Annotated in this window: 24 protein-coding genes and 2 pseudogenes; 22 read left to right on the top strand and 4 right to left on the bottom strand. The window is 43.2% G+C overall.

All coding sequences use genetic code 11. The annotated features are described in order from the left end of the window. From K4H96_RS10375 to K4H96_RS10325, 11 genes and pseudogenes are all read left to right on the top strand, one after another. Positions 1–358: pseudogene (locus K4H96_RS10375) on the top strand (glutathione S-transferase); the annotation flags it as partial. Positions 359–515: 157 nt separating this feature from the next. Continuing rightward, positions 516–3,176: a magnesium-translocating P-type ATPase gene (gene mgtA, locus K4H96_RS10370; protein WP_223337189.1), complete on the top strand. Its 2,661-nt coding sequence runs from the start codon at positions 516–518 to the stop codon at positions 3,174–3,176. A 97-nt stretch (positions 3,177–3,273) separates the two neighbouring features. Then, positions 3,274–3,903, top strand: coding sequence for a uracil phosphoribosyltransferase (gene upp, locus K4H96_RS10365; RefSeq protein ID WP_002903228.1), 630 nt, complete (start codon positions 3,274–3,276; stop codon positions 3,901–3,903). Between the two features lie 80 nt (positions 3,904–3,983). Further along, the gene (locus K4H96_RS10360; protein ID WP_223337333.1) at positions 3,984–4,601 is read left to right on the top strand and encodes an ATP-dependent Clp protease proteolytic subunit; all 618 of its coding nucleotides are present in this window, start codon (positions 3,984–3,986) and stop codon (positions 4,599–4,601) included. A 160-nt stretch (positions 4,602–4,761) separates the two neighbouring features. After that, the gene (locus K4H96_RS10355; RefSeq protein WP_002920616.1) at positions 4,762–5,031 is read left to right on the top strand and encodes a YlbG family protein; all 270 of its coding nucleotides are present in this window, start codon (positions 4,762–4,764) and stop codon (positions 5,029–5,031) included. 88 nt (positions 5,032–5,119) lie between these two features. After that, entirely contained in the window at positions 5,120–6,280 is a 1,161-nt protein-coding gene (locus K4H96_RS10350; RefSeq protein WP_072074399.1) for an ABC transporter substrate-binding protein, read from the top strand. Positions 6,281–6,525: 245 nt separating this feature from the next. Then, on the top strand, positions 6,526–7,395 hold the full coding sequence (locus K4H96_RS10345; RefSeq protein ID WP_002897070.1) for a branched-chain amino acid ABC transporter permease: 870 nt from the start codon (positions 6,526–6,528) through the stop codon (positions 7,393–7,395). A gap of 3 nt (positions 7,396–7,398) precedes the next feature. Next, the gene (locus tag K4H96_RS10340; protein WP_002914606.1) at positions 7,399–8,352 is read left to right on the top strand and encodes a branched-chain amino acid ABC transporter permease; all 954 of its coding nucleotides are present in this window, start codon (positions 7,399–7,401) and stop codon (positions 8,350–8,352) included. Then, positions 8,352–9,116, top strand: a complete 765-nt coding sequence (locus K4H96_RS10335; protein ID WP_002913262.1) for an ABC transporter ATP-binding protein — start codon at positions 8,352–8,354, stop codon at positions 9,114–9,116. Before K4H96_RS10340 ends, K4H96_RS10335 begins: the two co-directional genes overlap by 1 nt. Further along, positions 9,116–9,826: an ABC transporter ATP-binding protein gene (locus tag K4H96_RS10330; RefSeq protein ID WP_002894681.1), complete on the top strand. Its 711-nt coding sequence runs from the start codon at positions 9,116–9,118 to the stop codon at positions 9,824–9,826. The genes K4H96_RS10335 and K4H96_RS10330 overlap by 1 nt, the downstream gene beginning before the upstream one ends. 397 nt (positions 9,827–10,223) lie before the next feature. After that, positions 10,224–10,880 carry a CBS domain-containing protein gene (locus K4H96_RS10325; protein WP_002905931.1) on the top strand — a complete coding sequence of 219 codons (657 nt, stop codon included), beginning with the start codon at positions 10,224–10,226 and terminating at the stop codon, positions 10,878–10,880. A gap of 33 nt (positions 10,881–10,913) precedes the next feature. On the opposite strand, the gene K4H96_RS10320 is transcribed toward K4H96_RS10325, so the two are convergent. Then, the gene (locus K4H96_RS10320) at positions 10,914–11,801 is read right to left on the bottom strand and encodes a YitT family protein (RefSeq protein ID WP_002923623.1); all 888 of its coding nucleotides are present in this window, start codon (positions 11,799–11,801) and stop codon (positions 10,914–10,916) included. Positions 11,802–12,113: 312 nt separating this feature from the next. Here K4H96_RS10320 and tmk point away from each other — a divergent pair, with 312 nt between their 5' ends. The 8 genes from tmk to nth all read left to right on the top strand — a co-directional run bounded on the left by tmk (position 12,114) and on the right by nth (position 18,592). After that, positions 12,114–12,752 (top strand): dTMP kinase, encoded by a 639-nt coding sequence (gene tmk / locus K4H96_RS10315; protein WP_223337188.1) that lies wholly within the window; start codon positions 12,114–12,116, stop codon positions 12,750–12,752. Further along, positions 12,749–13,639 (top strand): DNA polymerase III subunit delta', encoded by an 891-nt coding sequence (locus tag K4H96_RS10310; protein WP_223337186.1) that lies wholly within the window; start codon positions 12,749–12,751, stop codon positions 13,637–13,639. The genes tmk and K4H96_RS10310 overlap by 4 nt, the downstream gene beginning before the upstream one ends. Before the next feature lie 24 nt (positions 13,640–13,663). Beyond that, entirely contained in the window at positions 13,664–13,981 is a 318-nt protein-coding gene (gene yabA / locus K4H96_RS10305) for a DNA replication initiation control protein YabA (RefSeq protein ID WP_002897077.1), read from the top strand. Between the two features lie 2 nt (positions 13,982–13,983). Next, positions 13,984–14,850, top strand: coding sequence for a 16S rRNA (cytidine(1402)-2'-O)-methyltransferase (gene rsmI, locus K4H96_RS10300; protein WP_223337185.1), 867 nt, complete (start codon positions 13,984–13,986; stop codon positions 14,848–14,850). A 260-nt stretch (positions 14,851–15,110) separates the two neighbouring features. After that, complete coding sequence (gene serC / locus K4H96_RS10295) at positions 15,111–16,202, top strand: 3-phosphoserine/phosphohydroxythreonine transaminase (RefSeq protein ID WP_223337181.1); 1,092 nt, start codon at positions 15,111–15,113, stop codon at positions 16,200–16,202. Positions 16,203–16,214: 12 nt separating this feature from the next. After that, positions 16,215–17,390: a 3-phosphoglycerate dehydrogenase family protein gene (locus tag K4H96_RS10290; RefSeq protein ID WP_002894695.1), complete on the top strand. Its 1,176-nt coding sequence runs from the start codon at positions 16,215–16,217 to the stop codon at positions 17,388–17,390. A 124-nt stretch (positions 17,391–17,514) separates the two neighbouring features. Further along, positions 17,515–17,868 (top strand): arsenate reductase family protein, encoded by a 354-nt coding sequence (locus K4H96_RS10285; protein ID WP_223337180.1) that lies wholly within the window; start codon positions 17,515–17,517, stop codon positions 17,866–17,868. A gap of 94 nt (positions 17,869–17,962) precedes the next feature. Continuing rightward, complete coding sequence (gene nth / locus K4H96_RS10280) at positions 17,963–18,592, top strand: endonuclease III (RefSeq protein WP_223337179.1); 630 nt, start codon at positions 17,963–17,965, stop codon at positions 18,590–18,592. Positions 18,593–18,619: 27 nt separating this feature from the next. Here nth and K4H96_RS10275 read toward each other — a convergent pair whose 3' ends face one another. After that, positions 18,620–19,006 carry a bleomycin resistance protein gene (locus tag K4H96_RS10275; protein WP_223337177.1) on the bottom strand — a complete coding sequence of 129 codons (387 nt, stop codon included), beginning with the start codon at positions 19,004–19,006 and terminating at the stop codon, positions 18,620–18,622. 11 nt (positions 19,007–19,017) lie between these two features. Beyond that, on the bottom strand, positions 19,018–19,845 hold the full coding sequence (locus K4H96_RS10270; RefSeq protein ID WP_125356709.1) for an exodeoxyribonuclease III: 828 nt from the start codon (positions 19,843–19,845) through the stop codon (positions 19,018–19,020). 141 nt (positions 19,846–19,986) lie between these two features. On the opposite strand from K4H96_RS10270, the gene K4H96_RS10265 reads away from it, so the two are divergent. From K4H96_RS10265 to metG, 3 genes are all read left to right on the top strand, one after another. Further along, entirely contained in the window at positions 19,987–20,442 is a 456-nt protein-coding gene (locus K4H96_RS10265; protein ID WP_223337176.1) for a DUF3290 family protein, read from the top strand. Then, positions 20,439–21,071, top strand: coding sequence for a DUF421 domain-containing protein (locus tag K4H96_RS10260; RefSeq protein ID WP_002909170.1), 633 nt, complete (start codon positions 20,439–20,441; stop codon positions 21,069–21,071). Before K4H96_RS10265 ends, K4H96_RS10260 begins: the two co-directional genes overlap by 4 nt. A gap of 126 nt (positions 21,072–21,197) precedes the next feature. Then, positions 21,198–23,198, top strand: a complete 2,001-nt coding sequence (gene metG, locus K4H96_RS10255; RefSeq protein ID WP_223337175.1) for a methionine--tRNA ligase — start codon at positions 21,198–21,200, stop codon at positions 23,196–23,198. A 351-nt stretch (positions 23,199–23,549) separates the two neighbouring features. Here the strand turns inward: metG and K4H96_RS10250 are convergent. Then, a pseudogene (locus K4H96_RS10250) lies at positions 23,550–23,740 on the bottom strand (DUF6287 domain-containing protein); the annotation flags it as partial.

Below are 23,740 nucleotides of genomic sequence, written 5' to 3'. Positions count from 1 at the left end.
TGGAATGGATAAATGGCATGTTTTAAATATACTGTCCATTGCTGAAGGAATTTTGGAAAATACAATGCCGATTGTTGCGGAAAAATTTTTCCATGAAAAAGAACATTGGTGGAAAGACAGACATCAGCAAATTGAAGAGAGAAATATACGGAGTTTGTCTTTGTTAGAGAAACTGGCTACTGAGCAGGGGCTCTCTTTAAATATTGCAACAATCCAAGTAGTTGCTMTTGTAGATTGGTGGAATTTACGTGAAGAAGTTATTGGATTTTCTTTAAAAGAAAATTTTCCAGAATTGCAAGATTGGACACAGAAGATGAATGCCACTTTTGACGTCTTGCAGGCATCTTGGGACTTTTAATTGTTTTTATAAATTAAGAAAGGAGACACGCGATGCAAATTGACGATTATCCGGAACCGCACATACACAGCCAATCGCTGATTTGTGTCGTTCTGTCCTTATAAAGTGATTGGTCCCTGTGTATGAAAATTATCAATCATACATCAAGGAGAAACCAATGAAAACAGTAAAAGAAAGATTAGTTGCTGCTCTGCAGCTTCCTGTAAAAGAAACTCTGGCTTTTTACAAGAGTTCTTTTCGCGGCCTGACAGAAGAGCAGGTCGAAGAAAATCGTGACCTCTATGGTGAAAATATCATCACAAAGGGTCAGGAAGACTCTATTCTAAAGAAAATTTACGAGTCTATCATTAACCCCTTTACAGTCATCTTATTGGTGATTGCCCTCGTGTCCTTAGTGACCAATGTTTGGCTGGCTAAGCCTGGTGAGGAAGATCCGACGACTTCCATCATCATTGTTGTTCTGGTGCTGATTTCTGGAGGCATTCGTTTTGTTCAGGAATTGCGGAGCGACCGCGCTGCTAGTAATTTGTCTCGGCTGATTGTCAACACGGCTACGGTTATCCGTGAAGGAGCAGAGCAGGAACTGCCGATTGATGAGCTTGTTGTAGGAGACATCATCAAACTTAGTGCTGGAGACATGATTCCTGCAGATGTACTGCTGCTGGATTCGCGTGATTTCTTTGTTCAGCAGTCTGGTCTGACAGGGGAAAGCGATGCAGTAGAAAAGGTCTGTTTGATCAAGTCAGATGAACAAAATCTCGATAGCCTTTTAGAAACAGAGTCGCTGGCCTTTATGGGAACCAACGTTATTTCCGGAAGAGCCACAGCTCTGGTGCTGGTGGTTGGCGACGAGACCATGATGGGAGCTATTGAGCAGACGCTGAATACTTACGACGAGCCGACCTCTTTTGAGCGCGAGATGAATAGCATTTCCTGGCTCTTGATTCGTCTGATGCTCGTCATGGTTCCAGTCGTGTTCTTCATAAACGGTCTGACAGACGGCGACTGGCTGGAAGCAGGTGTCTTTGCCCTCAGCGTTGGGGTCGGCCTGACTCCAGAAATGCTGCCTATGATTATCACAGCGAGCCTGGCTAAAGGTTCTATTATCATGGCTCAGGAAAAGGTCGTGATTAAGAAGCTGAATGCCATCCAAGACCTAGGAGCTATTGATATCCTTTGTACGGATAAGACGGGCACACTGACCCAAGACGAGATTGTGTTAGAATACCCGCTGGATATTCATGGAGATTTGGACTTAGCAGTGCTCCGTCGTGCTTTTCTCAATTCCTACTATCAAACTGGTCTCAAAAATCTCATGGATCGGGCTATTATCAATCGGACGGAGAAAGAAGCAGAAAAGCATGAGATTGTCCGTAATCTAGACCAAACCTTTAAGAAAATTGATGAACTGCCCTTTGATTTCGAGCGTCGTCGTATGAGCGTTATCGTCAAGGATGATGAGGATGTTATCAGCATGGTGACCAAGGGGGCCTTGGAGGAAATGCTGGCTATCTCTAGCCATGTAGAATACAAGAATCGCATTACAGTACTGACTGAGGAGATTCGTCAGGAAATCCTTGCGGAAGTGTCCCAACTCAATGAGCAAGGTCTGCGCGTGCTTGGTGTTAGCTACAAGTCAGACTTAGAAGAAGATTACAACTATGAAGTGAAGGATGAGTCCGACATGATTTTGACGGGCTATCTGGCTTTCCTAGATCCTCCTAAGTCATCTGCGGCTCCAGCTATTGAAACCTTGGCTGAGTACGGAGTTGCTACTAAGATTTTGACCGGTGATAATGATAAGGTGACCCAGGCAGTTTGTGAAAAGGTTGGGTTAGATGTAGATAATATCTTACTAGGCGTAGAGGTAGATGCTTTATCAGATGAGGAATTGAGCCAAGCAGTAGAGCATACAACGGTTTTTGCCAAGCTCTCACCTGACCAAAAAGCTCGGATCATTCTCCAACTCAAGGCCAATGGTCACAAGGTTGGCTACATGGGTGATGGTATCAATGATGCACCTTCTATGAAGGTAGCAGATGTGGGTATTTCTGTTGATACAGCTGTCGATATTGCCAAGGAAACAGCAGATGTCGTTCTGCTGGACAAGGACCTTATGGTTCTGGAGAAAGGGCTGGTAGAAGGGCGCAAGGTCTATGCCAACATGACCAAGTACATTAAGATGACGGTCAGTTCCAATTTTGGGAATATCTTTTCTCTCCTCTTTGCCAGTATCTTTTTGCCATTTCTTCCTATGGCACCAGTTCATCTGATTGTCCTCAATCTGGTTTATGACTTGTCCTGTATCGCTCTGCCCTTTGATAACGTAGACAGTGAATTTCTCAAGAAACCACGGATTTGGTCTGCTAACTCTATTACCCGCTTTATGGCTTGGATTGGGCCTATCTCATCCATTTTTGATGTTTTGACCTATTTGTTGCTCTACTTTATTATCGTGCCTATGATAACAGGAGGTAGCTATCAAGCAGGTAGTGGACAGGCAGAGACCTTTATCACTCTTTTTCAAACAGGCTGGTTCATTGAGTCTATGTGGACCCAGACCATGGTCATCTACATGCTGCGCTCACCTAAGCTGCCATTTGTGCAGAGCCGTCCTGCTTTATCCGTTATTGTGACGACCATGGCAGCAGCTCTCTTTGTTACTTCCTTGCCATACAGCCTCTTTGCGTCAGTTCTGAAGACGGCTCCGCTGAACGGCACTTATTTCCTTTTCCTTTTCTTGATTATTGCGCTTTATATGGTTAGTGTAACCCTTGTTAAACACCTTTATATCAAGCGCTATAGAGAATGGCTGTAAGGTGAAGAAAATCTTTGAAAAGGCTTGCTTATGGCAAGCCTTTTCACTCTTTTTTTGATATAATAAGAAGAATAAATTGAAAGAAGGAAATCCAATCATGGGAAAACTTGAAGTTATCGCTCATCCGCTTATTCAACATAAATTATCTATCTTGCGTCGTACAGATACCTCTACCAAGGCATTTCGTGAATTAGTTGATGAAATCGCAATGCTCATGGGATATGAGGTCTTGCGCGATTTACCACTTGAAGATGTAGAAATTGAAACACCGATTACGAAAACCATTCAAAAGCAGATTGCAGGTAAAAAATTGGCTATTGTTCCAATCTTGCGGGCTGGTATTGGCATGGTGGATGGACTTCTGAGCTTGGTTCCAGCAGCTAAAGTTGGGCATATCGGAATGTACCGTGATGAGGAAACCTTGAAGCCGGTTGAATATCTGGTCAAGCTGCCAGAAGATATTGACCAACGTCAGATTTTTGTTGTAGATCCAATGCTGGCTACTGGTGGTTCTGCGATCTTGGCGGTGGATTCTCTCAAGAAACGTGGTGCTAGCCACATTACATTTGTATGTTTGGTTTCAGCGCCTGAAGGAGTAAAAGCCTTGCAGGAAGCTCATCCAGATGTTGATATTTTCACAGCTGCCCTGGATGACCATCTCAATGACCATGGATATATCGTACCAGGACTGGGAGATGCAGGAGATCGTCTTTTTGGAACTAAGTAAAAGTTTCTATTTGACCTTTTTTGACCAAAAGGATATAATAGTTCCGTAATTTGAAATTCTATTCCCTAGTTTGATAGAAAATTTTAAAAAGAGAAAGAGAGAAAACTATGATTCCTGTAGTTATTGAACAAACCAGCCGAGGGGAGCGCTCCTATGATATTTATTCTCGGCTATTAAAAGATCGGATTATCATGCTGACTGGTCCAGTAGAGGATAATATGGCTAATTCAGTCATTGCCCAGCTCCTTTTCTTGGATGCTCAGGACAATACTAAAGATATTTACCTCTATGTAAATACACCTGGAGGCTCTGTTTCAGCAGGTCTGGCTATTGTGGACACTATGAACTTCATCAAGTCTGATGTTCAGACTATTGTTATGGGTGTAGCTGCCAGCATGGGAACGATCATTGCTTCCAGTGGTGCCAAAGGAAAACGCTTCATGCTTCCAAATGCAGAATATCTGATTCACCAACCAATGGGAGGAGCTGGAAGTGGTACCCAGCAAACAGATATGGCCATTGTAGCTGAGCACTTGCTTAGAACTCGGAATACCTTGGAAAAAATCTTGGCTGAGAACTCTGGCAAATCCATTGAGCAAATCCACAAGGATGCAGAACGCGACTACTGGATGAGCGCTCAAGAAACCTTGGAATACGGCTTTATTGACGAAATCATGGAAAATAGCAATCTGAACTAACATAGGAGGAGCCAAAAGTGGCTCCTTTTTTGCTGTTTTAAATTTGTTAGTCTGTCAACACTAAGTGTTTTAAGCTAATCATAAAGCTTTTCAGGGCTAGTTTTTTTGCCCTATCTTTGCTATAATCTTCTAAGAACTACATGGACCGGAAAGGAGTTTTATGATAGAGAGAGAAGAAAGAGTGGGCTTGATTGTCTATCTTTACTATAATCGAGATGCCAAAAAGCTGGCTAACTTCGGTGATATTATTTATCATTCTAAGAAGCATCGCTATCTGCATCTCTATGTCAAGCAAGAGGAAGCCCAGAACTTACAGGAGAATCTGCCCAAGGAGCGCTATGTTAAGCAAGTTCGGATTTCTCACATAAAAGAACTAGATCAAAACTTTGTTGGAAGCCTGTATAGAGAGCAAGAAAACGTTATCATTTGATAAAATTTCTATAAAGGGTTGACAATTGTCAGATAATTCGATATATTCTTACTATATCATCAATCAAATCACTTAAGGAGATTTCCTAATGAAGAAAAAATTTGCACTATCCCTAGTAGCTTTTGCTAGTGCGGCTCTTCTCGCAGCTTGTGGAGAAGTATCTAACAACAACTCAACAGCAACTGGTACAGAAATTGGCGATACGATTAAATTTGGTTTTAACTTTGAAGAATCAGGTGAAGTAGCAGCCTACGGTACAGCTGAACAACATGGTGCTCAGTTGGCAGTTGATGAAATCAACGCTGCTGGCGGCGTAGATGGCAAGAAGATTGAAGTTACTGATAAGGATAACAAATCAGAAACAGCTGAAGCATCTACTATTACTACTAGCTTGGTTACCCAAAGCAAGGTAAATGCAATCATTGGCCCTGCGACTTCTGGAGCTACAGCTTCAGCTACTGCAAATGCTGCTAAAGCAGGTGTACCAATCATTACACCAAGTGCGACACAGGATGACCTGACCAACAAGCAAGATTATCTTTTCCGTGCTACCTTTATTGATAGCTACCAAGGTAAAATCATTTCTAAGTATGTCACTGACAACTTGAAAGCTAAGAAAGTCGTTCTTTACTACGACCAATCTAGTGACTACGCTAAAGGAATGGCGGATGCTTTCAAGAAGGAATTCAAAGGTGAGATTGTAGCAACAGAAACCTTCCAATCCAAGGATACTGACTTCCAAGCTGCTTTGACAAAGATTAAGGGTAAAGAATTTGACGCTCTGGTTGTTCCAGGTTACTATACTGAAGCTGGTAAAATTGTCAATCAAGCGCGTGGTTTGGGTATTGACCAAACAATCGTTGGTCCTGATGGCTTTGGTGATGCTAAGTTCGTTGAGCAAGCAACTCCAGCTGCAGCTACAAATGTTTACTATGTATCTGGCTTTACAACTTCTGGTGAAATGTCAGAAAAAGCTAAGAAGTTTATTGAAGCATATAAAGCTAAGTACAAAGAAGAGCCATCTATGTTTGCAGCTCTGGCATATGACTCTGTTTATATGGCAGCAGAAGCAGCCAAAGGTGCTAAAACTTCTGTAGATATCAAAGACAACTTGGCTAAGCTTAAAGATTTCGATGGAGTGACCGGTTCAATCACTATTGATAAAGATCACAATCCAGTGAAAACAGCTTTGATGATTGGCTTGAAAGACGGTCAAGTAGATACTGTAGAAACAGTTAAAGCGGAATAAGAATTACGAGGCTGGGGCTATCCCAGTCTTTGACTTGTTTTCTATTTTTAGTTGCTTGAGCAAGTTAGTAGATGATTTCTTTCTTTCTGAATCTGCGGATTTGAGAGAGTATCGTTTTATAATCTATTCTTCTTCGTTTCTCAATCAACTATTATTCGTATTTTGGGAGTGGGATGATAAAATCACGACCTAGTCTGCTGATTTTTCTCCCATTCCTTATTTTATTATAGAAAGAGTGGTGTCTAATGCTCCAACAATTAGTCAACGGTCTAATCCTGGGTAGTGTTTATGCGCTTCTGGCTTTGGGTTATACCATGGTTTATGGGATTATTAAGCTGATTAACTTTGCCCATGGCGATATCTATATGATTGGTGCCTTTATGGGTTATTACTTGATTAATATCCTGAAGTTTAATTTCTTCCTTTCTCTTATTTTAGCGATGATTGGGACAGCGATTCTCGGTGTGGTTATTGAGTTTTTAGCCTATCGTCCTCTACGAAATTCGACTCGGATTGCGGCTTTGATTACAGCCATTGGGGTCTCTTTTCTTCTTGAGTATGGCATGATTTTCTTTGTCGGTGCCAATACCCGTTCCTTCCCGCAGGTTATTAAAACAGTACGCTTTAACTTAGGACCGATTTCTATCTCAAATATTCAGTTGCTGATTTTGGGAATTTCGATTTTCCTCATGGTGGCTCTGCAGTTCATCGTGCAGAAGACAAAGATGGGTAAGGCTATGCGGGCCGTATCCGTAGACAGTGATGCTGCTCAGCTGATGGGAATCAATGTCAATCGCACGATCAGCTTCACCTTTGCTTTGGGGTCAGCTCTTGCAGGAGCTGCTGGTGTTCTAATTGCCCTTTACTATAATTCATTAGAGCCTTTGATGGGGATGACTCCAGGTATTAAGTCCTTTGTAGCGGCCGTTCTAGGTGGTATTGGAATTATTCCTGGTGCTGCGCTTGGTGGCTTTGTTATCGGTCTTTTGGAAACTTTTGCGACAGCGCTTGGACTATCTGATTTCCGTGATGCCATTGTCTATGCGATTTTGATTGTCATTCTTCTGATTCGTCCAGCTGGTATCCTCGGTAAAAATGTGAAAGAGAAGGTGTAAGGTATGAAAAAGAATTTAAAGATAAATATTTTTTGGCTTGGCCTTGTCTTAATCGGCTACCTGCTGATGACAGTATTGGTTAGTGCCGGTGTTCTCAATGCTTTTTACATTCAAATCTTAGAGCAGATTGGGATTAATATTATTCTGGCTGTGGGGCTTAATCTCATCGTCGGATTCTCAGGCCAATTCTCTCTTGGCCATGCTGGCTTTATGGCTATCGGTGCCTACGCTGTAGCGATTATTGGCTCTAAATCGCCAACATATGGAGCTTTCTTCATTGCTATGCTGGCTGGAGCTATCATTGCTGGTATTGTGGCTTTAGTAGTTGGTTTGCCGACCCTGCGACTTAAAGGGGACTATCTCGCGATTGCAACTCTTGGTGTCTCAGAGATTATCCGTATTCTGATTATTAATGGCGGTACTTTGACTAATGGCGCAGCTGGTATCCTATCCATTCCGCCCTTTACTTCTTGGCAGATGGTCTATGTCTTTGTTGTTATCACAACTATTTTGACCTTGAATTTCCTGCGCAGTCCTATTGGCCGCAGTACTCTGTCTGTCCGTGAGGATGAGATTGCTGCCGAGTCTGTTGGTGTTAATACTACTAGAATCAAAGTGACAGCCTTTGTCTTGGGAGCTATCACGGCTTCTATTGCTGGTTCTCTTCAAGCTGGCTTTGTTGGATCAGTTGTTCCTAAGGACTATTCCTTTACCAACACTATCAATATCTTGATTATTGTCGTTTTTGGTGGTCTAGGATCGATGACTGGAACCATTGTGGCTGCAGTAGTATTGGGAGTTCTCAATATGTTGCTGCAGGATGTATCCAGCATTCGGATGATTGTCTATTCTTTGGCCCTGATCTTGGTCATGATTTTCCGTCCAGGCGGACTTTTAGGAACTTGGGAGCTCAGCCTGTCTAAGCTCTTCAAAAAGAATAAGGAGGTCAAAGAATAATGGCACTTCTTGATGTGAAAAATCTAACTAAAAACTTTGGTGGTTTGACTGCTGTCAGCGATGTAACCTTGGAACTCAACGAGGGCGAGCTGGTTGGTCTGATTGGCCCTAATGGTGCAGGAAAAACGACCCTTTTTAACCTCTTGACTGGTGTTTATGAGCCTAGTGAAGGAACAGTGACACTAGATGGTCATTTGCTCAATGGTAAGGTACCTTACAAGATTGCTTCTTTAGGTCTAGGGCGGACCTTCCAAAACATCCGGCTCTTTAAGGACCTTAGTGTTTTGGATAATGTTTTGATTGCCTTTGGTAATCATCATAAGGCTCATGTGTTGGCTTCTTTCCTCCGCCTGCCAGCTTACTATAAAAACGAAGAAGAACTCAAAGCTAAGGCTTTGGAGTTGCTGAAAATTTTTGACTTGGACAAGGAAGCAGAAACCTTGGCTAAGAACTTAGCTTATGGTCAGCAGCGCCGCTTGGAGATTGTTCGGGCTTTGGCAACGGAGCCAAAGATCCTTTTCTTGGATGAGCCTGCTGCAGGGATGAACCCTCAGGAGACAGCAGAGCTGACTGCATTGATTCGACGGATTAAAAACGAATTTAACATTACCATCATGCTGATTGAGCATGACATGAGTCTAGTAATGGAAGTCACTGAGCGCATCTATGTGCTGGAGTACGGCCGCTTGATTGCGCACGGAACACCTGATGAAATCAAGAATGACAAACGCGTTATTGAAGCTTATCTAGGAGGTGAAGCCTAATGTCCATGCTTAAAGTTGAGAATCTCTCTGTCCATTATGGCATGATTCAGGCTGTCCGTGATGTCAGCTTTGAAGTAAACGAAGGAGAAGTTGTTTCCCTGATTGGTGCCAATGGTGCTGGGAAAACGACCATTCTCCGCACGATTTCAGGCTTGGTTCGTCCAAGTGCTGGTAAAATTGAATTTGTCGGCAATGAAATTCAAAAAGTTCCTGCTCAAAAAATCGTAGCAGCTGGACTTTCGCAAGTACCAGAAGGCCGTCATGTATTTCCGGGTTTGACCGTTTTGGAGAATTTGGAAATGGGCGCCTTTCTCAAAACAAATCGAGAAGAAAATCAAGCCAATCTCAAAAAGGTCTTCTCTCGTTTCCCACGCTTGGAAGAGCGTAAAAACCAAGATGCTGCAACCCTTTCAGGAGGTGAGCAGCAGATGCTGGCTATGGGACGTGCTTTGATGTCTACGCCTAAGCTGTTGCTCTTGGATGAGCCTTCTATGGGCTTGGCGCCAATCTTTATCCAGGAAATCTTCGATATTATCCAAGATATCCAGCGGCAAGGCACAACAGTTCTTTTGATTGAGCAAAATGCAAATAAGGCTCTCTCTATTGCCGACCGCGGTTATGTCCTTGAAACAGGTAAAATTGTTCTGTCCGGAACTGGACAAGAGCTCCTCGCTTCTGACGAAGTCCGCAAAGCATATCTAGGTGGCTAAAAATGTCTGGGAGACATTTTTAGGTTGTTGATAGAAAGTTACGATAGTAACTTAACATTTTAAAAAGGTCCATTGGACCTTTTTAAGTTGCAGATAAAGAAAACAAGGTTTTCGTCAAGATGTCCAGAGGATTGTTTCAGGTTGCAGATGGGAATTCGCGAGAGCGAGTTTTCTTCAAAATATCTGGGATACATTTTGAAAAGGTCTGCAGTACCTTTTTTCTTCTCTTGGATGTTAAGCTAGTATAGTTGACCATTGCCTATCTTCAATTTTTCCAATCGCGGGATTTTTCTAAATTTTGAAAACTTAGGCAAAGACCTTGGAAGCGTTTGAAATCAGCTTCAAAATAAAGTATAATAAGTATAAAAATTATGGATAGGAAGTAGAGGGGACTTTTATGGCAGTTAAAGATTTTATGACGCGTAAGGTGGTTTATATCAGCCCAAATACTACGATTGCTCATGCAGCAGATATGATGCGTGAGCAGAAACTCCACCGTCTGCCGGTGATTGAGAATGACCAACTAGTGGGACTGGTGACAGAAGGAACGATTGCAGAAGCTAGTCCATCTAAGGCAACGAGCCTGTCCATTTATGAGATGAACTATCTTCTCAACAAAACAAAAGTTGGTGATGTTATGATTCGTGATGTGGTCACGATTTCTCAGTTTGCCAGTCTGGAAGATGCGACCTATCTGATGCTGAAAAATAAGATTGGCATCCTGCCTGTCGTGGACAATGAGCAGCTTTACGGAGTTATCACAGATCGCGATATTTTCAAGGCCTTCTTAGAAGTTTCTGGCTACGGTGAAGAGGGAGTCCGTCTGCGCTTTGTCACTGAGAATAAGGTGGGGGTTCTTGAGCAGATTATCCGTCTTCTGGTGGAAGAAAATCTCAACATATCCAATACCGTCAATATCCCACGCAAGGATGGCAAAGTCGTCATTGAAGTACAGTTAGCTGGTAATATAGATACAGCTCTTCTCAAGAAAAAATTTGAAGAGCATGCGATTGAGCTAGCTGAGATTACACATACTTCTGCAAAAGCTTTATAAGCGATAAAAAAGCCTCATCATTAGATGAGGTTTTTAACGTACAATAGGTTGTTTGTTGGCATCTAAAGTGAAGCCTTCGCCCAAAATCTCATGGGCTTCGGTAATAGTTGTAAAGGCAAATGGATCGACTTGGTTAATTAGTTTCTTCATTTGCTGCATTTCGTTACGGGAAACAACACAGTAGACAATCTGGAGATCCTGCTTGCTATAGAAGCCTTGGCCCTTGAGGAAGGTCACTCCACGATCCAGCTTGTTATTGATAGCTTCAGCAAGTTCTGCCGGTTTGCTGGTAACGATAAGGAATCCCTTGCCGGCAAAACCTCCTTCTGCAATCAGGTCAATGACGCGCGAGGTGATAAAGACAAACATTAGGGTATAAGACACCATGCGTAGGTCTTTGAAAACAAGGAGAACCAAGGTAATGACTACAAAGTCAACTGTCAGCATGAGTTTGCCCATGGAAATGCTCGTGTATTTATTAAAGATGCGGGCTACAATGTCAGTACCGCCCGTCGTTCCACCAGCATTGAAGATGATGCCTAGTCCAATCCCTAAAACAATCCCTGTTCCAAGACAGGCCAGTAAAACATCCCCGTCCAGAGCTGAGAGAAAATAGTCTTGCAGGTGTTTGGAGGCAGGTAGGATTTCAAAAATCTTGAGCCAAGCAGACACGGAGAAGGTTCCCAGAATGCTGAGGTAGAGGGTTCGCGAGCCCAGTAGCTTCCAAGCAATAATAAAGAGAGGAATGTTAATAATCAGGTTGGTCGTCGAGACAGGGATTTTAAACAGATAGTAGGCAATCAAGGTCAAACCCGTCGCGCCACCTTCATATAAATGAAAAGGAATGACCAAATAATGAATCCCAAAAGAAAAAATTCCAGCCCCAAAAATGATGGCCAGTACGTTTTTTAATTTAAACATAACATCCTCCTAAATCTATTTCCAGAAATTTATTCTGAATATATTTTACCAAAAATTTAGCCTTTGTGAAACACTTTGAAAAAATTTTTAAAGTCTTTTCTTATGATGGGCTTTTAGCTTTTTTTTTGGTAAAATAAACAATAGATAAAAAAGAGTAGGATGAAAATAACGAGTTGACGGAATCGGCTCTTATCAGCCTGCACAGTAATGTGGACGGACTCTGAAAAGTAGCTTATATCAAGCTTTAGAGCAATTCGCATCTGCATTTTCTTATAAAAATCAAAAAATAGAAGTTAGAGATTCAAGGTAAAGATGAAAAATGGTATTTTGATTTCGCTAGAAGGTCCAGAAGGGGCTGGAAAGTCAAGTGTGTTGGAAGCCTTGCTTCCTTTTTTGAAAAATTATGGCACTGGTCTTATTACGACGCGGGAGCCGGGCGGCGTCCAGATTGCGGAGGCCATTCGCGAAGTGATTTTGGAACCTAGTCATACGGCTATGGATGCTAAAACTGAGCTCTTGCTGTACATTGCTAGCCGCCGTCAGCACTTGGCTGAACGGGTTTTGCCAGCTTTAACGCAAGGAAAGCTTGTCTTGATGGATCGTTTTATTGATAGTTCAGTGGCCTATCAGGGCTACGGACGGGGTCTGGATGTGGCAGATATTGAATGGCTCAATCAGTTTGCGACAGATGGACTCAAGCCTGATTTGACCCTCTATTTTGATATTGATGTGGAAGAAGGGCTGGCGCGGATTGCTAAGAGTGAGAGCCGAGAGGTGAATCGGCTTGATCTGGAAGGTTTAGACCTGCACGAGCGGGTTCGGCAGGGCTATTTGGCGATTCTTGACAAGGAGCCTGAGCGCTTCGTCAAGGTGGATGCCAGTCAACCACTAGATAAGGTAGTGGCTGATAGTTTGGCCATCATTCAGGAACGATTTGGGAATCTGTCATGAAGATAAAAGATTTACAGCAAAGCCAGCCCAGCTTGTTTGAGCAGTTTCAGCATATTCTGGAACAGGGGCGGCTTAGTCATGCCTACTTGTTTACCGGAGCTTTTGGCAGTTTTGAAATGGCCCAAATCCTGTCCCAGAGTCTCTTTTGTGAGAATAAGCAGGGCATCTGGCCTTGTCAGTCCTGTCGTACTTGCCATTTGATTGCAGCAGAAGATTTTTCTGATGTAACTGTGGTGCGACCGGTTAATAACATTATTAAAACAGACCGAGTTCGGGAGCTGGTCCGAAACTTCTCTCAAAGTGGCTTAGAAGGCAGTCGGCAGGTTTTCATTATCTGCGATGCGGATCGGATGCACGTCAATGCAGCCAATTCCTTGCTCAAAGTCATTGAGGAACCGCAGAGTGAGATTTATATCTTTCTTCTGACTGCTGATGAACAGCTGATTCTGCCGACGATTCGAAGTCGGACTCAGGTTTATCATTTCTTGAAAAATACAGCTGCTCTGCAGCACAGTTTGGAACAGGATGGCTTGATTAAAAGTCGAGCGGAGCTACTAGCTGCTTATAGTCAGACTCAGTCAGAAGCGGCTAGCTTGGCTCATAATAATACCTTTTTTGAATTAGTCAGCGAATGCGAGCGCTTTGTCAAGGATTTTCAGACTCGCTCCAGTCAGGCATTTCTGCAGGTTTCGCGTCTGGCAAAGCTGGCTGATGATAAGGAGAAGCAGGAACAGGTCTTCAAGCTCTTGGAAGTATTATTTTATAAAGAGATAGCAACAGAAAGCGGTCGACAGGCCTTGGAGCAGCTTTTACTGGCTCGGAAGATGTGGCGGGCCAATGTATCTTTTCAAAACGCTTTAGAATATATGACTTTGAAGGGAAAGTAAAAAGAGGCAGCACAGGAGTATAAAATGGATAAAAAAGACTTATTTGACGCCTTGGATGATTTTTCACAGACGCTTTTAGTGACCCTTGCTGAGGTGGAGGCTGTCAAGAAAAATCTCAAGAGTGTGGTAGAGGAAAATATTGCTCTGCATCTGGAAAATGACAAGCTGAGGGAGCGCTTGGGAGAAGTGGAGAAGGAAGCTCCGGCCAAGACCAAGAAAAACCGAGATAATCTGCGTAAGCTTTACTATGACGGCTTTCATGTATGTACAGATTTCTACGGTCAGCGCCGGGAGAATGACGCAGAGTGCATGTTCTGCGATGAATTGTTATTTAGGGAGTAGTGATGCAGGTTCAAAAAAGTTTTAAGGGCGAAACTGCCTACGGCAAACTCTATCTGGTCGCTACTCCTATCGGCAATCTGGATGATATGAGCCTCCGCATGGTCAATACCTTGAAAGAGGTTGACAGGATTGCGGCTGAAGATACGAGAAATACTGGCCTTCTGCTCAAGCATTTTGGGATTGAGACTAAGCAGATCAGTTTTCATGAGCACAATGCCAAGGAGAAAATTCCAGTTCTCTTGGACATGCTTCAAAGTGGAAATGATATAGCTCAGGTTTCGGATGCTGGTCTGCCCAGTATTTCTGATCCTGGACATGATTTGGTTCAGGCAGCGCTAGAAGCTGGAATTACTGTAGTGCCAATTCCTGGTCCTAGTGCTGGAATAACAGCCTTGATTGCCAGCGGACTGGCTCCCCAACCGCATATTTTCTATGGCTTTCTGCCTAGAAAGGCTGGCCAGCAGAAGGAATTTTTCACTAGCAAAAAATCTTATCCTGAGACCCAGATTTTCTACGAATCCCCTCATCGGGTTCGGGCTACGCTGGAAAACATGCTGGCAGTTTATGGTGACCGACAAGTCGTTTTGGTGCGTGAGTTGACTAAGATTCACGAAGAGTATCAACGAGGGCTGATTTCAGAGTTGCTGGCCTATACGGCTGAACATCCGCCTAAAGGAGAGTGTCTCTTGATTGTAGCTGGGGCGGCAGAAGATGCTCCACAAGAAATTTCTCAAGAGCAGATCCTAGCTGAGATTGATCTTTTAGTTGAAGCCGGCAGCAAAAAAAATCATGCCATCAAGGAAGTGGCCAAGAAATACGGCAGGAACAAGAGCGAGCTCTATGCGGTTTATCATGAAAATAAGGATTGATAGAAGCTCAGAAATTTCTCAATACAACCAGTTGTCTCTTTTAGAATTGGAAAAAGCGTAACTCAGCTTTTTAGTAAGATTATTTAATCCTGACCTAAACTCAGGATTTTTTTTGTTATCTGGATTAGACAGTTGGTTTTGCTTATCTATATTTCAACAATGTTCGGGAATTGGCTAAAAAAGTGCTAGATTTCTGAAATAAAATAGATATTTTCTAAACTTTGTGATATGATATACAAAATAAATTTTGGAGGTAGGATATGACAATTTACAATTTTTCTGCTGGACCAGCAGTATTGCCCAAGGAAGTCTTGAAAAAAGCTCAGGCTGAGTTTTTAGACTATGCCCAAAGTGGCATGAGTGTGATGGAGCTGTCCCACCGATCCAAGGAATTTGACGATATTATAAAAGAAGCTGAGAGCTTGCTGCGTGAGCTCATGGATATTCCGGACAATTATCGCGTGCTCTTTCTGCAGGGTGGGGCTTCTACCCAGTTTAGCATGATTCCCCTTAATCTAGCTCAAGGCGGTAAGGCCTATTACTTAGTGGCTGGATCTTGGGGAAAGAAAGCTTACACCGAAGCAGTCAAACTGTCTAAGTTTATTCCTTTTGAGCCTATTCTTTTGGCTTCGTCAGAGGATTTAAATTACACAGAAATTCCTTCTTTTGATGAAAAGGAGATTGATCCGCAGGCGGCTTACGTGCATCTAACAACCAATAATACTATCGAAGGAACGGCTATTTATGACCTCCCAGCAACCAATGGCGTGCCGATTGTAGCGGACATGTCTTCTAATATCCTTGCTGCTCAATACCGAGTAGAGGATTTCGGTTTGATTTATGCTGGGGCTCAGAAGAATATCGGACCTGCCGGCGTGACAGTTGTCATTATCCGAGAAGATTTGCTGGATGATGAGCCAGTTCTATCTAGTATGTTGGATTACCGCATTCAGGCGGACAATGGCTCTCTTTACAATACACCACCGACTTTCGCCATCTATATGGCCAAACTGGTCTTTGAGTGGGTCAAGGAGCTGGGTGGCGTAGCAGAAATGGAAAAGCGCAATCGTGAAAAATCTGGCCTTTTGTACGACTTCATTGAGCAATCTGACTTTTACCGCAGTCCAGTCCGTTATAAGGAGCAGCGCTCAGTCGCCAATATTCCCTTTGTATCACCAACTCCAGAGCTGGATGCCAAGTTTAACAAAGAGGCCGCAGCAGAGGGATTCAAGAATATCAAGGGGCACCGCAGTGTAGGCGGCATGAGAGCTAGTCTCTACAATGCCTTTCCGCTCCAAGGTGTCAAGGACTTGATTGCCTTTATGCAGAAATTTGAAGAAGAGAATTCTTAAGGGAGGGAATCTATGGTCTTCAGTGTCAAAACCTTTAACAATATCAATCAAATCGGGCTCAAGGAGCTGGGCAATACTTTTCAGATTGACGGAGATAAGTCTGACAATCCGGATGCTTATATCCTGCGCAGTCAAAACCTGCATGGACAGGAATTTCCAAGCAAGCTCAAAGCTATTGCGCGGGCAGGCGCAGGAACCAATAATATTCCTGTCGACCAGGCAACGGCTCAGGGAATTGTGGTCTTCAACACGCCAGGAGCTAATGCCAATGCGGTGAAAGAAGCAGTCTTGGCTTCCATTCTCCTGTCTGCGCGTGACTATATCGCAGCTAACAGTTGGGCTAACGGCCTTTCTGGAGATGATGTTCCCAAGCAAGTGGAAGCTGGTAAGAAGCAGTTTGCTGGGACAGAGATTGCAGAGAAGACTTTGGGAGTCATTGGGTTAGGAGCTATCGGCGGCCGTATTGCTAACGATGCCTATCGCCTGGGGATGAACGTCTTAGGCTATGATCCTTATGTATCCATTGAAACGGCTTGGAATATCTCTAGCCATGTCAAGCGGGTAGCAGACATTAAGGAAATCTTTGAGAAGAGTGATTATATCACTATTCATGTGCCCCTGACTGAGGATACACGAGCTACTTTTGATCAGGCTGCTTTTGGTCTCATGCAAAAAGGAACGACTCTTATCAACTTTGCCCGCGGCGAGCTGGTGGACAACGCTGCCCTCTTTGAAGCCTTGGAAGCAGGTGTTATCAAGCGCTATATCACAGACTTTGGTGTAGATGAGCTGCTCCGTCATCCGCAGATTACAGTCTTTCCGCATCTGGGCGGATCGACCGAAGAAGCTGAGCTCAACTGTGCCATTATGGCTGGGAAAACCATTCGACGCTTCATGGAAACAGGCGAGATTATCAACTCAGTGAATTTCCCTAATGTCCGTCAGGCTCTCTCAGCGCCTTATCGGATTACCCTGATTAACAAAAATGTACCGAATATTGTGGCTCGGATTTCAACAGCTGTTAGTGACTTGAATATCAATATCGACAATATCATTAATCGTTCCAAGGGTGATTATGCCTATACTTTGCTGGATCTGGATGAGTCAGACGAAAGCAAGATTCAGGAGCTGGTTGATAAATTTGAGAATAGCGATAATATTGTGCGCGTGCGTTTAATCAAAAAATAGAGGTGTTTCTTCATGGAATGCGTCTGTGCCTGCCGATGAGCCTTTCGCTTGTCGGCTTTTTCTAATAAGTCTCGGCTTGACAAGAAGGAGCTAGCTGGGCTATCATAGGGACGGAGGAAAAACAATGTTACAATTTATCGAATACCCAAAATGCTCTACCTGCCGCAAGGCCAAGGCTGAACTCAATCAATTAGGAGTGGATTTTGAAGCGGTGGATATTGTCCAAAATACACCTAGCCGGGATCAGCTCCTAGACTGGATTCAGAACTCGGACTTTGAGATCAAGGCCTTTTTCAATACTAGCGGCCTCAAATACCGTGAACTGGGACTAAAAGAAAAAGTTCCGCATTTATCTGCTCAGGAAGCTGCAGATTTACTGGCTACGGACGGCATGCTGATTAAACGACCGCTCTTGGTTCGAGATAACCAAATCTTGCAGATTGGCTACCGAAAGGCGTATGAAGAGTTAGGTTTGTAAAGTATTAAGAACAGCTGCATTCTCAATCATGATTTTTGGATGCTTCTTCTTTTCATGATATAATAAATCTATCTCAATCTTAGAAAGAAGAATCATGGTTTTATCAAAAAAACGGGCTCGTCATGTGATTGAAGAGATTATCGCTCTCTTCCCTGACGCCAAGCCCAGTCTGGATTTTCGTAATCATTTTGAGCTTTTAGTAGCGGTCATGCTGTCGGCTCAGACAACAGATGCTGCGGTCAATAAGGCAACGCCGGCTTTATTTGAAGCCTATCCAAGTCCTCAAGACATGGCTGCGGCTGGTGAAGCAGACATTGCTAAATACATCTCTCGCCTCGGGCTCTATCGCAATAAGGCCAAGTTTTTGAAGAAATGTGCCCAGCAGCTTTTGGACGATTTTGATGGCCAAGTCCCGCAAACACGGGTTGAATTGGAAAGTCTTGCTGGTGTTGGTCGCAAGACGGCCAATGTAGTCATGAGTGTGGGCTTTGGTATTCCAGCCTTTGCTGTCGATACTCATGTGGAGCGCATCTGCAAGCACCATGATATCGTTAAAAAGTCGGCAACGCCACTGGAAGTAGAAAAGCGAGTTATGGATGTCCTTCCACCGGAACGTTGGTTGCCAGCTCATCAGGCCATGATTTACTTTGGCCGTGCCATCTGTCATCCTAAAAATCCCGAGTGCGATCACTATCCACAACTCTATAACTTTAAAGACATTTAAAAAGCGAGGTCCGATGACTTCGCTTTCTTATTCACTAAATCTTAAAAAATAACCATCTGGATCCAAAATCGCAAATTCATGAGGGTAAATAAAGGTATCTCCTACTCGAAATTCTCTTTTTGTAAGGGGACGATGGATGGGATAGTCAGCTTCCAGCAGTTTTTGGTGGAGCTGAGGGACATCCTCAATACCAAAAGAAATATTGACACCGCGCCCGAAAGGATAGGTCAGCTGAGCTAATTCTTCTGCGCGGCCTTCTTCTAGCATAAGTTGGCAGTCTTCAAGCGAGAGGAAGAGAAATTTCTCCTCTGGACGCTCGTATTCGACAGAGAATCCCAGCAAGTCGCAGTAGAAGTGGCGTGATTTTTCGATGTCAGATACTACAAATTCAGGAATGACAGCTTGATAGTCCATTCGTTTTCTCCTTAGAGTTCAATCTCCATGACAATGGGTGTGTGGTCTTGGCGTGCTCCGGAGTCAATCATATCAGACTTGGTCACCTTGTCAGCCACGCGGTTGCTTGTCAGCCAGTAGTCGATTCTCCAGCCTGTATTGTTGATTTTAGAAGTCTTGCTGCGTTGCGCCCACCAAGTGTATTGGTTGGGGATATCGCCGTGTAAGTGGCGGAAGGTGTCGGTGAAGCCTTTAGCCAGCAGGTTGGTAAAGCCAGCGCGCTCTTCGTCGGTAAAGCCTGGTGAACGGCGGTTGCTGGCTGGATTGGCCAAGTCGATTTCCTTGTGGGCCACATTATAGTCACCAGTTGCAAGTACTGGTTTTTGTTCATCTAGTGTTGCCAAGTATTCAGCGTATTTGGCATCCCAGACTTGACGGTCATCCAAGCGTTTGAGACCATCGCCAGCATTAGGCGTATAGACCTGAGTGACAAAGAAACCGTCAAATTCCAGCGTAATGATGCGGCCTTCAACATCCATGGTTGACGGAGCGCCGATTTCTGGGAAGGTTACGGTTGGCGTTAGTTCTTTTTTGTAGAGGAACATGGTTCCTGCATAGCCTTTGCGGGCAGGTTCTTGGGAGGAGCGCCAAGTGTTTTCATAGTCAGGGAAAAGCTTTGTCAAAATTTCCAGGTGCTTTTTTGTCGGACCTGTCGCAGACAGTTTTGTTTCCTGAATGGCGATAATATCTGCGTTTTCAGCTTGCAAGGTTTGAAGGACGGCTTGAGAGAGCTGAGCGCGGGCAGAATCACTGGTCAATGCAGCGTTGAGAGAGTCAATGTTCCAAGAGATGAGTTTCATAAAATTTCCTTTTCTAGTAAAATTTACTGAGTTTATTATAACAAAATTTAGAACTGATTTATAGCAAAGTGATTGTAAGAAAGCTTGAAAAATAATGAAAATTTTTCTATAATGTTTCTAGAAAAATAGGGGGAAGACACCATGAAGTTCTATTCTTATGATTATGTTTTGAGTCAGATTAGTCAGCAAAACTGGGTGACAGTTGCGCTTTCTGTCTTGCTGCTGCTTGTGACAGGATTTTTTGCTTTTAAGGCCTATCGCAATAAGCGTGATTCAAAATTTCGAGAACTAGCCATCATCTCTGTTTTGGCCTTGGTGGCCATGGTCTTGATTGGTATTAGTAATTTTCAGACTGACCAAGCCTCTAACAACCTGTTTCAAACCTCTCTGCATTTTATTGAGGTCATTTCAGAAGATTTGGGTGTGGATAAGTCGGAGGTCTATGTCAATACTTCAGCCGCGACGGATGGAGCGATTTTGAAGGTCGGAAAGAACTTTTATCGGGCTATGAGCGGCAGTGAGCCGGATAAATATCTGCTTGAAAAAATTAACTTGCATAAGACGACAGATATAGAAATAGTGGAGGTTGAAAAATGACATTGAATTTTCTTGAAATCCTAATTAAACTAGCGCTGGGGCTTTTCTCACTGGTTTTTGTCATCAACGTGACGGGAAAAGGAAATCTGGCGCCCAATTCAGCGATTGACCAGATTCAAAACTATGTTCTTGGTGGTATTATCGGCGGGGTGATTTACAATAGCTCCATTAACATTCTTCAGTATGCAGTCATTCTCATCATGTGGACCATCTTGGTCTTGACCCTGAAGTGGCTCAATAACAATGTCCGTGCGGTTAAGCATTTGATTGATGGCAAGCCGACAACGTTGATTCAGCACGGGAAATTGAGTCCCGAAGCCTGCCGTTCTGTTGGTCTTTCAGCAGCAGATGTAGCTTTGAAGCTACGCAGCCAAGGTATTTTCCAGCTCAAGCAGGTCAAACGGGCGGTTATAGAGCAAAACGGCCAGCTGATTATTGTACAAGCTGGTGAAGAGAATCCTAAATATCCCCTTATCACAGATGGTGTTGTCCAAATTGATATTCTAGAGTCTATTGACAAAACAGAAGAATGGCTGGTGGAGAGACTGGCTAAAGACGGTTATACTGATATTTCTAACATCTTCATCGCAGAGTATGAAAGTGGCAACTTGAATGTTGTGACCTATTAAACCTAGAAGATTTTCTAGGTTTTTATTTATGTTTACTATAGGTGACTATCTTTTCGCAAACTTAACAAAATATGATATAATGAAGTGCTATTAAAAAAGGTTTCATTAGCCTTGAAAGGATTAAAAATGACTGAAAAACAATCGTTTTATATTACAACCCCTATCTACTATCCGAGTGGTAAGCTCCATATCGGTAATGCTACTACAACTATTGCCTGCGACGTTTTGGCTCGCTACAAGCGTCTCATGGGCTACGATGTTTTCTATCTGACTGGTCTTGATGAGCATGGACAGAAGATTCAGCAAAAAGCTGAGGAGGCTGGTATCAGCCCTCAAGCTTATGTCGATGGTATGGCAGTTGGGGTCAAGGAACTCTGGAAACTGCTGGACATTTCTTATGATAAATTTATCCGGACGACCGATGACTACCATGAAAAGGTTGTAGCCGATGTCTTTGAACGTCTCTTAGCCCAAGATGATATCTACTTGGGTGAATATTCAGGCTGGTATTCTGTATCAGATGAGGAATTCTTCACAGAAAGCCAGCTAGCTGAAGTCTTCCGTGATGAAAATGGGAAAGTAACTGGCGGAATTGCGCCGTCTGGACATGAAGTGGAATGGGTATCAGAAGAGTCTTATTTCCTGCGCCTCAGCAAGTACCAAGACCGCTTGGTAGAATTTTTCAAATCTCATCCAGACTTTATCACACCGAATGGACGTCTCAATGAAATGTTGAAAAACTTCATTGAGCCAGGTCTGGAAGACTTGGCTGTATCTCGGACGACCTTTACTTGGGGCGTGCCTGTGCCATCTAATCCTAAACACGTTATCTATGTCTGGATTGATGCCCTGCTCAACTATGTGACAGCCCTTGGATATGGTCAGGATGATCATGCTAACTACGATAAATTTTGGAATAATGGAACAGTTTATCATATGGTAGCTAAGGACATTCTGCGTTTCCATTCTATCTACTGGCCAATCCTGCTCATGATGCTGGATATTAAGCTGCCTGACCGCTTGATTGCTCACGGCTGGTTTGTTATGAAGGATGGCAAGATGTCCAAGTCCAAGGGCAATGTGGTCTATCCTGAAATGCTGGTAGAACGCTATGGTTTGGATGCCCTGCGTTATTACCTCATGCGCAGTCTTCCTGTTGGTTCAGACGGAACCTTCACTCCTGAGGACTATATAGGTCGGATCAACTATGAATTGGCCAATGACCTCGGAAACCTCCTCAACCGTACGGTTTCTATGATTAATAAGTATTTTGATGGTCAAGTGCCAGCCTATGAAGAAAATGTTACGGATTTTGACGGAGCTCTGGCTCAGGTGGCATCTGAATCCATCGCTGACTACTACAAACACATGGATGCAGTAGACTACCCACGCGCCCTAGAAGCAGTCTGGACGCTCATCTCCCGCACCAATAAATACATCGATGAAACAGCTCCTTGGGTTCTGGCTAAGGATGATTCCAAGGTCAAAGAACTGGCAGCAGTCATGAGCCACTTAGCAGCCAGCCTTCGTGTTGTGGCCCACATGATTGAGCCTTTCATGATGGAAACGAGCAAGTCTGTCCTCAGCCAACTTGGCTTGCCTCAAGCTGCGTCTCTGGAAAACCTAGCAATTGACCAGCTCCCAGCAGGTCTGACAGTCGTAGAGAAAGGCACACCAATCTTCCCGCGCCTGGATATGGAAGAAGAAATTGCCTATATCAAAGAACAAATGGAAGCTGGCAAACCTGCGGTTGAAAAAGAATGGAATCCAGAAGAAGTCGAGCTCAAACTTAATCGTGATGCTATCAAATTTGACGACTTTGATAAGGTAGAAATCCGTGTCGCAGAAGTCAAAGAAGTTTCTAAAGTCGAAGGATCTGATAAGTTGCTTCAATTCCGCTTGGATGCAGGTGACGGTGAGGACCGCCAAATCCTCTCTGGTATTGCTAAATACTATCCAAACGAGCAAGAACTGGTCGGTAAGAAAGTCCAAATCGTAGCCAACCTCAAACCGCGCAAAATGATGGGCCGCATCAGCCAAGGTATGATTCTATCAGCCGAGCACGGCGACCAACTGACTCTCCTTACCGTGGACGAAAAGGTCCCAAATGGAAGTTTGATTGGCTAGCAATCTTTGATCTAATGAGAATCCCCCAGCAGGAGGCTGCTGGGGGATTTATTAGTATTTTCTATTTAGAAATAACTCATATATTTATTTTAAGGATTTACAATTCTAATCCAAAAAGTTATAATAACATTGGTTTTGTAAGGGAGTTAAAATTATTAAATGAATCGGAGAGAAATATGAGGAAAAGTTACAGGGTAGCAGATAGAGTTAAAAAACAGGAATTTATATTTTGGGGCTCTATTATTTGTATAACTATCCTAGGCTTAGTTTGTTTTTTTGTCTATAAGCAATATAGTTCGAAAAATACTAAAGAAGTTAGTGAGCATATATATAGTTCAGATAAAGTTGATATTACAGGGGAGTATATTTCTCATCAAATACTTCAATAGTAATATTAAAACTATCATAACCATCAGATTTTTTCATTTTGCTAGTAGATGTTTTTTTCTTTTCCTCTTCTTTCCAACTAGTCTCAAAAATACCAGAAACCATACCATCGGATGTTTGATAGTCTATTTTCCACTTATGGTCAAGGGAACTAA

It is taken from the genome of Streptococcus sanguinis (genome assembly GCF_020729765.1).
GTDB classification, from domain to species: domain Bacteria; phylum Bacillota; class Bacilli; order Lactobacillales; family Streptococcaceae; genus Streptococcus; species Streptococcus sanguinis_Q.
The sequence above is the reverse complement of the archived record's forward strand: the minus strand, read 5'-3'. Positions and strand labels throughout refer to the sequence as shown.

Bases quoted from the DNA above. Each gene is read 5' to 3' on its own strand.
- mgtA (WP_223337189.1), top strand. From the start codon at position 516: ATGAAAACAGTAAAAGAAAGATTAGTTGCTGCTCTGCAGCTTCCTGTA.
- upp (WP_002903228.1), top strand. From the start codon at position 3,274: ATGGGAAAACTTGAAGTTATCGCTCATCCGCTTATTCAACATAAATTA.
- K4H96_RS10355 (WP_002920616.1), top strand. From the start codon at position 4,762: ATGATAGAGAGAGAAGAAAGAGTGGGCTTGATTGTCTATCTTTACTAT.
- K4H96_RS10350 (WP_072074399.1), top strand. From the start codon at position 5,120: ATGAAGAAAAAATTTGCACTATCCCTAGTAGCTTTTGCTAGTGCGGCT.
- K4H96_RS10345 (WP_002897070.1), top strand. From the start codon at position 6,526: ATGCTCCAACAATTAGTCAACGGTCTAATCCTGGGTAGTGTTTATGCG.
- K4H96_RS10340 (WP_002914606.1), top strand. From the start codon at position 7,399: ATGAAAAAGAATTTAAAGATAAATATTTTTTGGCTTGGCCTTGTCTTA.
- K4H96_RS10335 (WP_002913262.1), top strand. From the start codon at position 8,352: ATGGCACTTCTTGATGTGAAAAATCTAACTAAAAACTTTGGTGGTTTG.
- K4H96_RS10330 (WP_002894681.1), top strand. From the start codon at position 9,116: ATGTCCATGCTTAAAGTTGAGAATCTCTCTGTCCATTATGGCATGATT.
- K4H96_RS10325 (WP_002905931.1), top strand. From the start codon at position 10,224: ATGGCAGTTAAAGATTTTATGACGCGTAAGGTGGTTTATATCAGCCCA.
- K4H96_RS10320 (WP_002923623.1), bottom strand. From the start codon at position 11,801: ATGTTTAAATTAAAAAACGTACTGGCCATCATTTTTGGGGCTGGAATT.
- tmk (WP_223337188.1), top strand. From the start codon at position 12,114: ATGAAAAATGGTATTTTGATTTCGCTAGAAGGTCCAGAAGGGGCTGGA.
- K4H96_RS10310 (WP_223337186.1), top strand. From the start codon at position 12,749: ATGAAGATAAAAGATTTACAGCAAAGCCAGCCCAGCTTGTTTGAGCAG.
- yabA (WP_002897077.1), top strand. From the start codon at position 13,664: ATGGATAAAAAAGACTTATTTGACGCCTTGGATGATTTTTCACAGACG.
- rsmI (WP_223337185.1), top strand. From the start codon at position 13,984: ATGCAGGTTCAAAAAAGTTTTAAGGGCGAAACTGCCTACGGCAAACTC.
- serC (WP_223337181.1), top strand. From the start codon at position 15,111: ATGACAATTTACAATTTTTCTGCTGGACCAGCAGTATTGCCCAAGGAA.
- K4H96_RS10290 (WP_002894695.1), top strand. From the start codon at position 16,215: ATGGTCTTCAGTGTCAAAACCTTTAACAATATCAATCAAATCGGGCTC.
- K4H96_RS10285 (WP_223337180.1), top strand. From the start codon at position 17,515: ATGTTACAATTTATCGAATACCCAAAATGCTCTACCTGCCGCAAGGCC.
- nth (WP_223337179.1), top strand. From the start codon at position 17,963: ATGGTTTTATCAAAAAAACGGGCTCGTCATGTGATTGAAGAGATTATC.
- K4H96_RS10275 (WP_223337177.1), bottom strand. From the start codon at position 19,006: ATGGACTATCAAGCTGTCATTCCTGAATTTGTAGTATCTGACATCGAA.
- K4H96_RS10270 (WP_125356709.1), bottom strand. From the start codon at position 19,845: ATGAAACTCATCTCTTGGAACATTGACTCTCTCAACGCTGCATTGACC.
- K4H96_RS10265 (WP_223337176.1), top strand. From the start codon at position 19,987: ATGAAGTTCTATTCTTATGATTATGTTTTGAGTCAGATTAGTCAGCAA.
- K4H96_RS10260 (WP_002909170.1), top strand. From the start codon at position 20,439: ATGACATTGAATTTTCTTGAAATCCTAATTAAACTAGCGCTGGGGCTT.
- metG (WP_223337175.1), top strand. From the start codon at position 21,198: ATGACTGAAAAACAATCGTTTTATATTACAACCCCTATCTACTATCCG.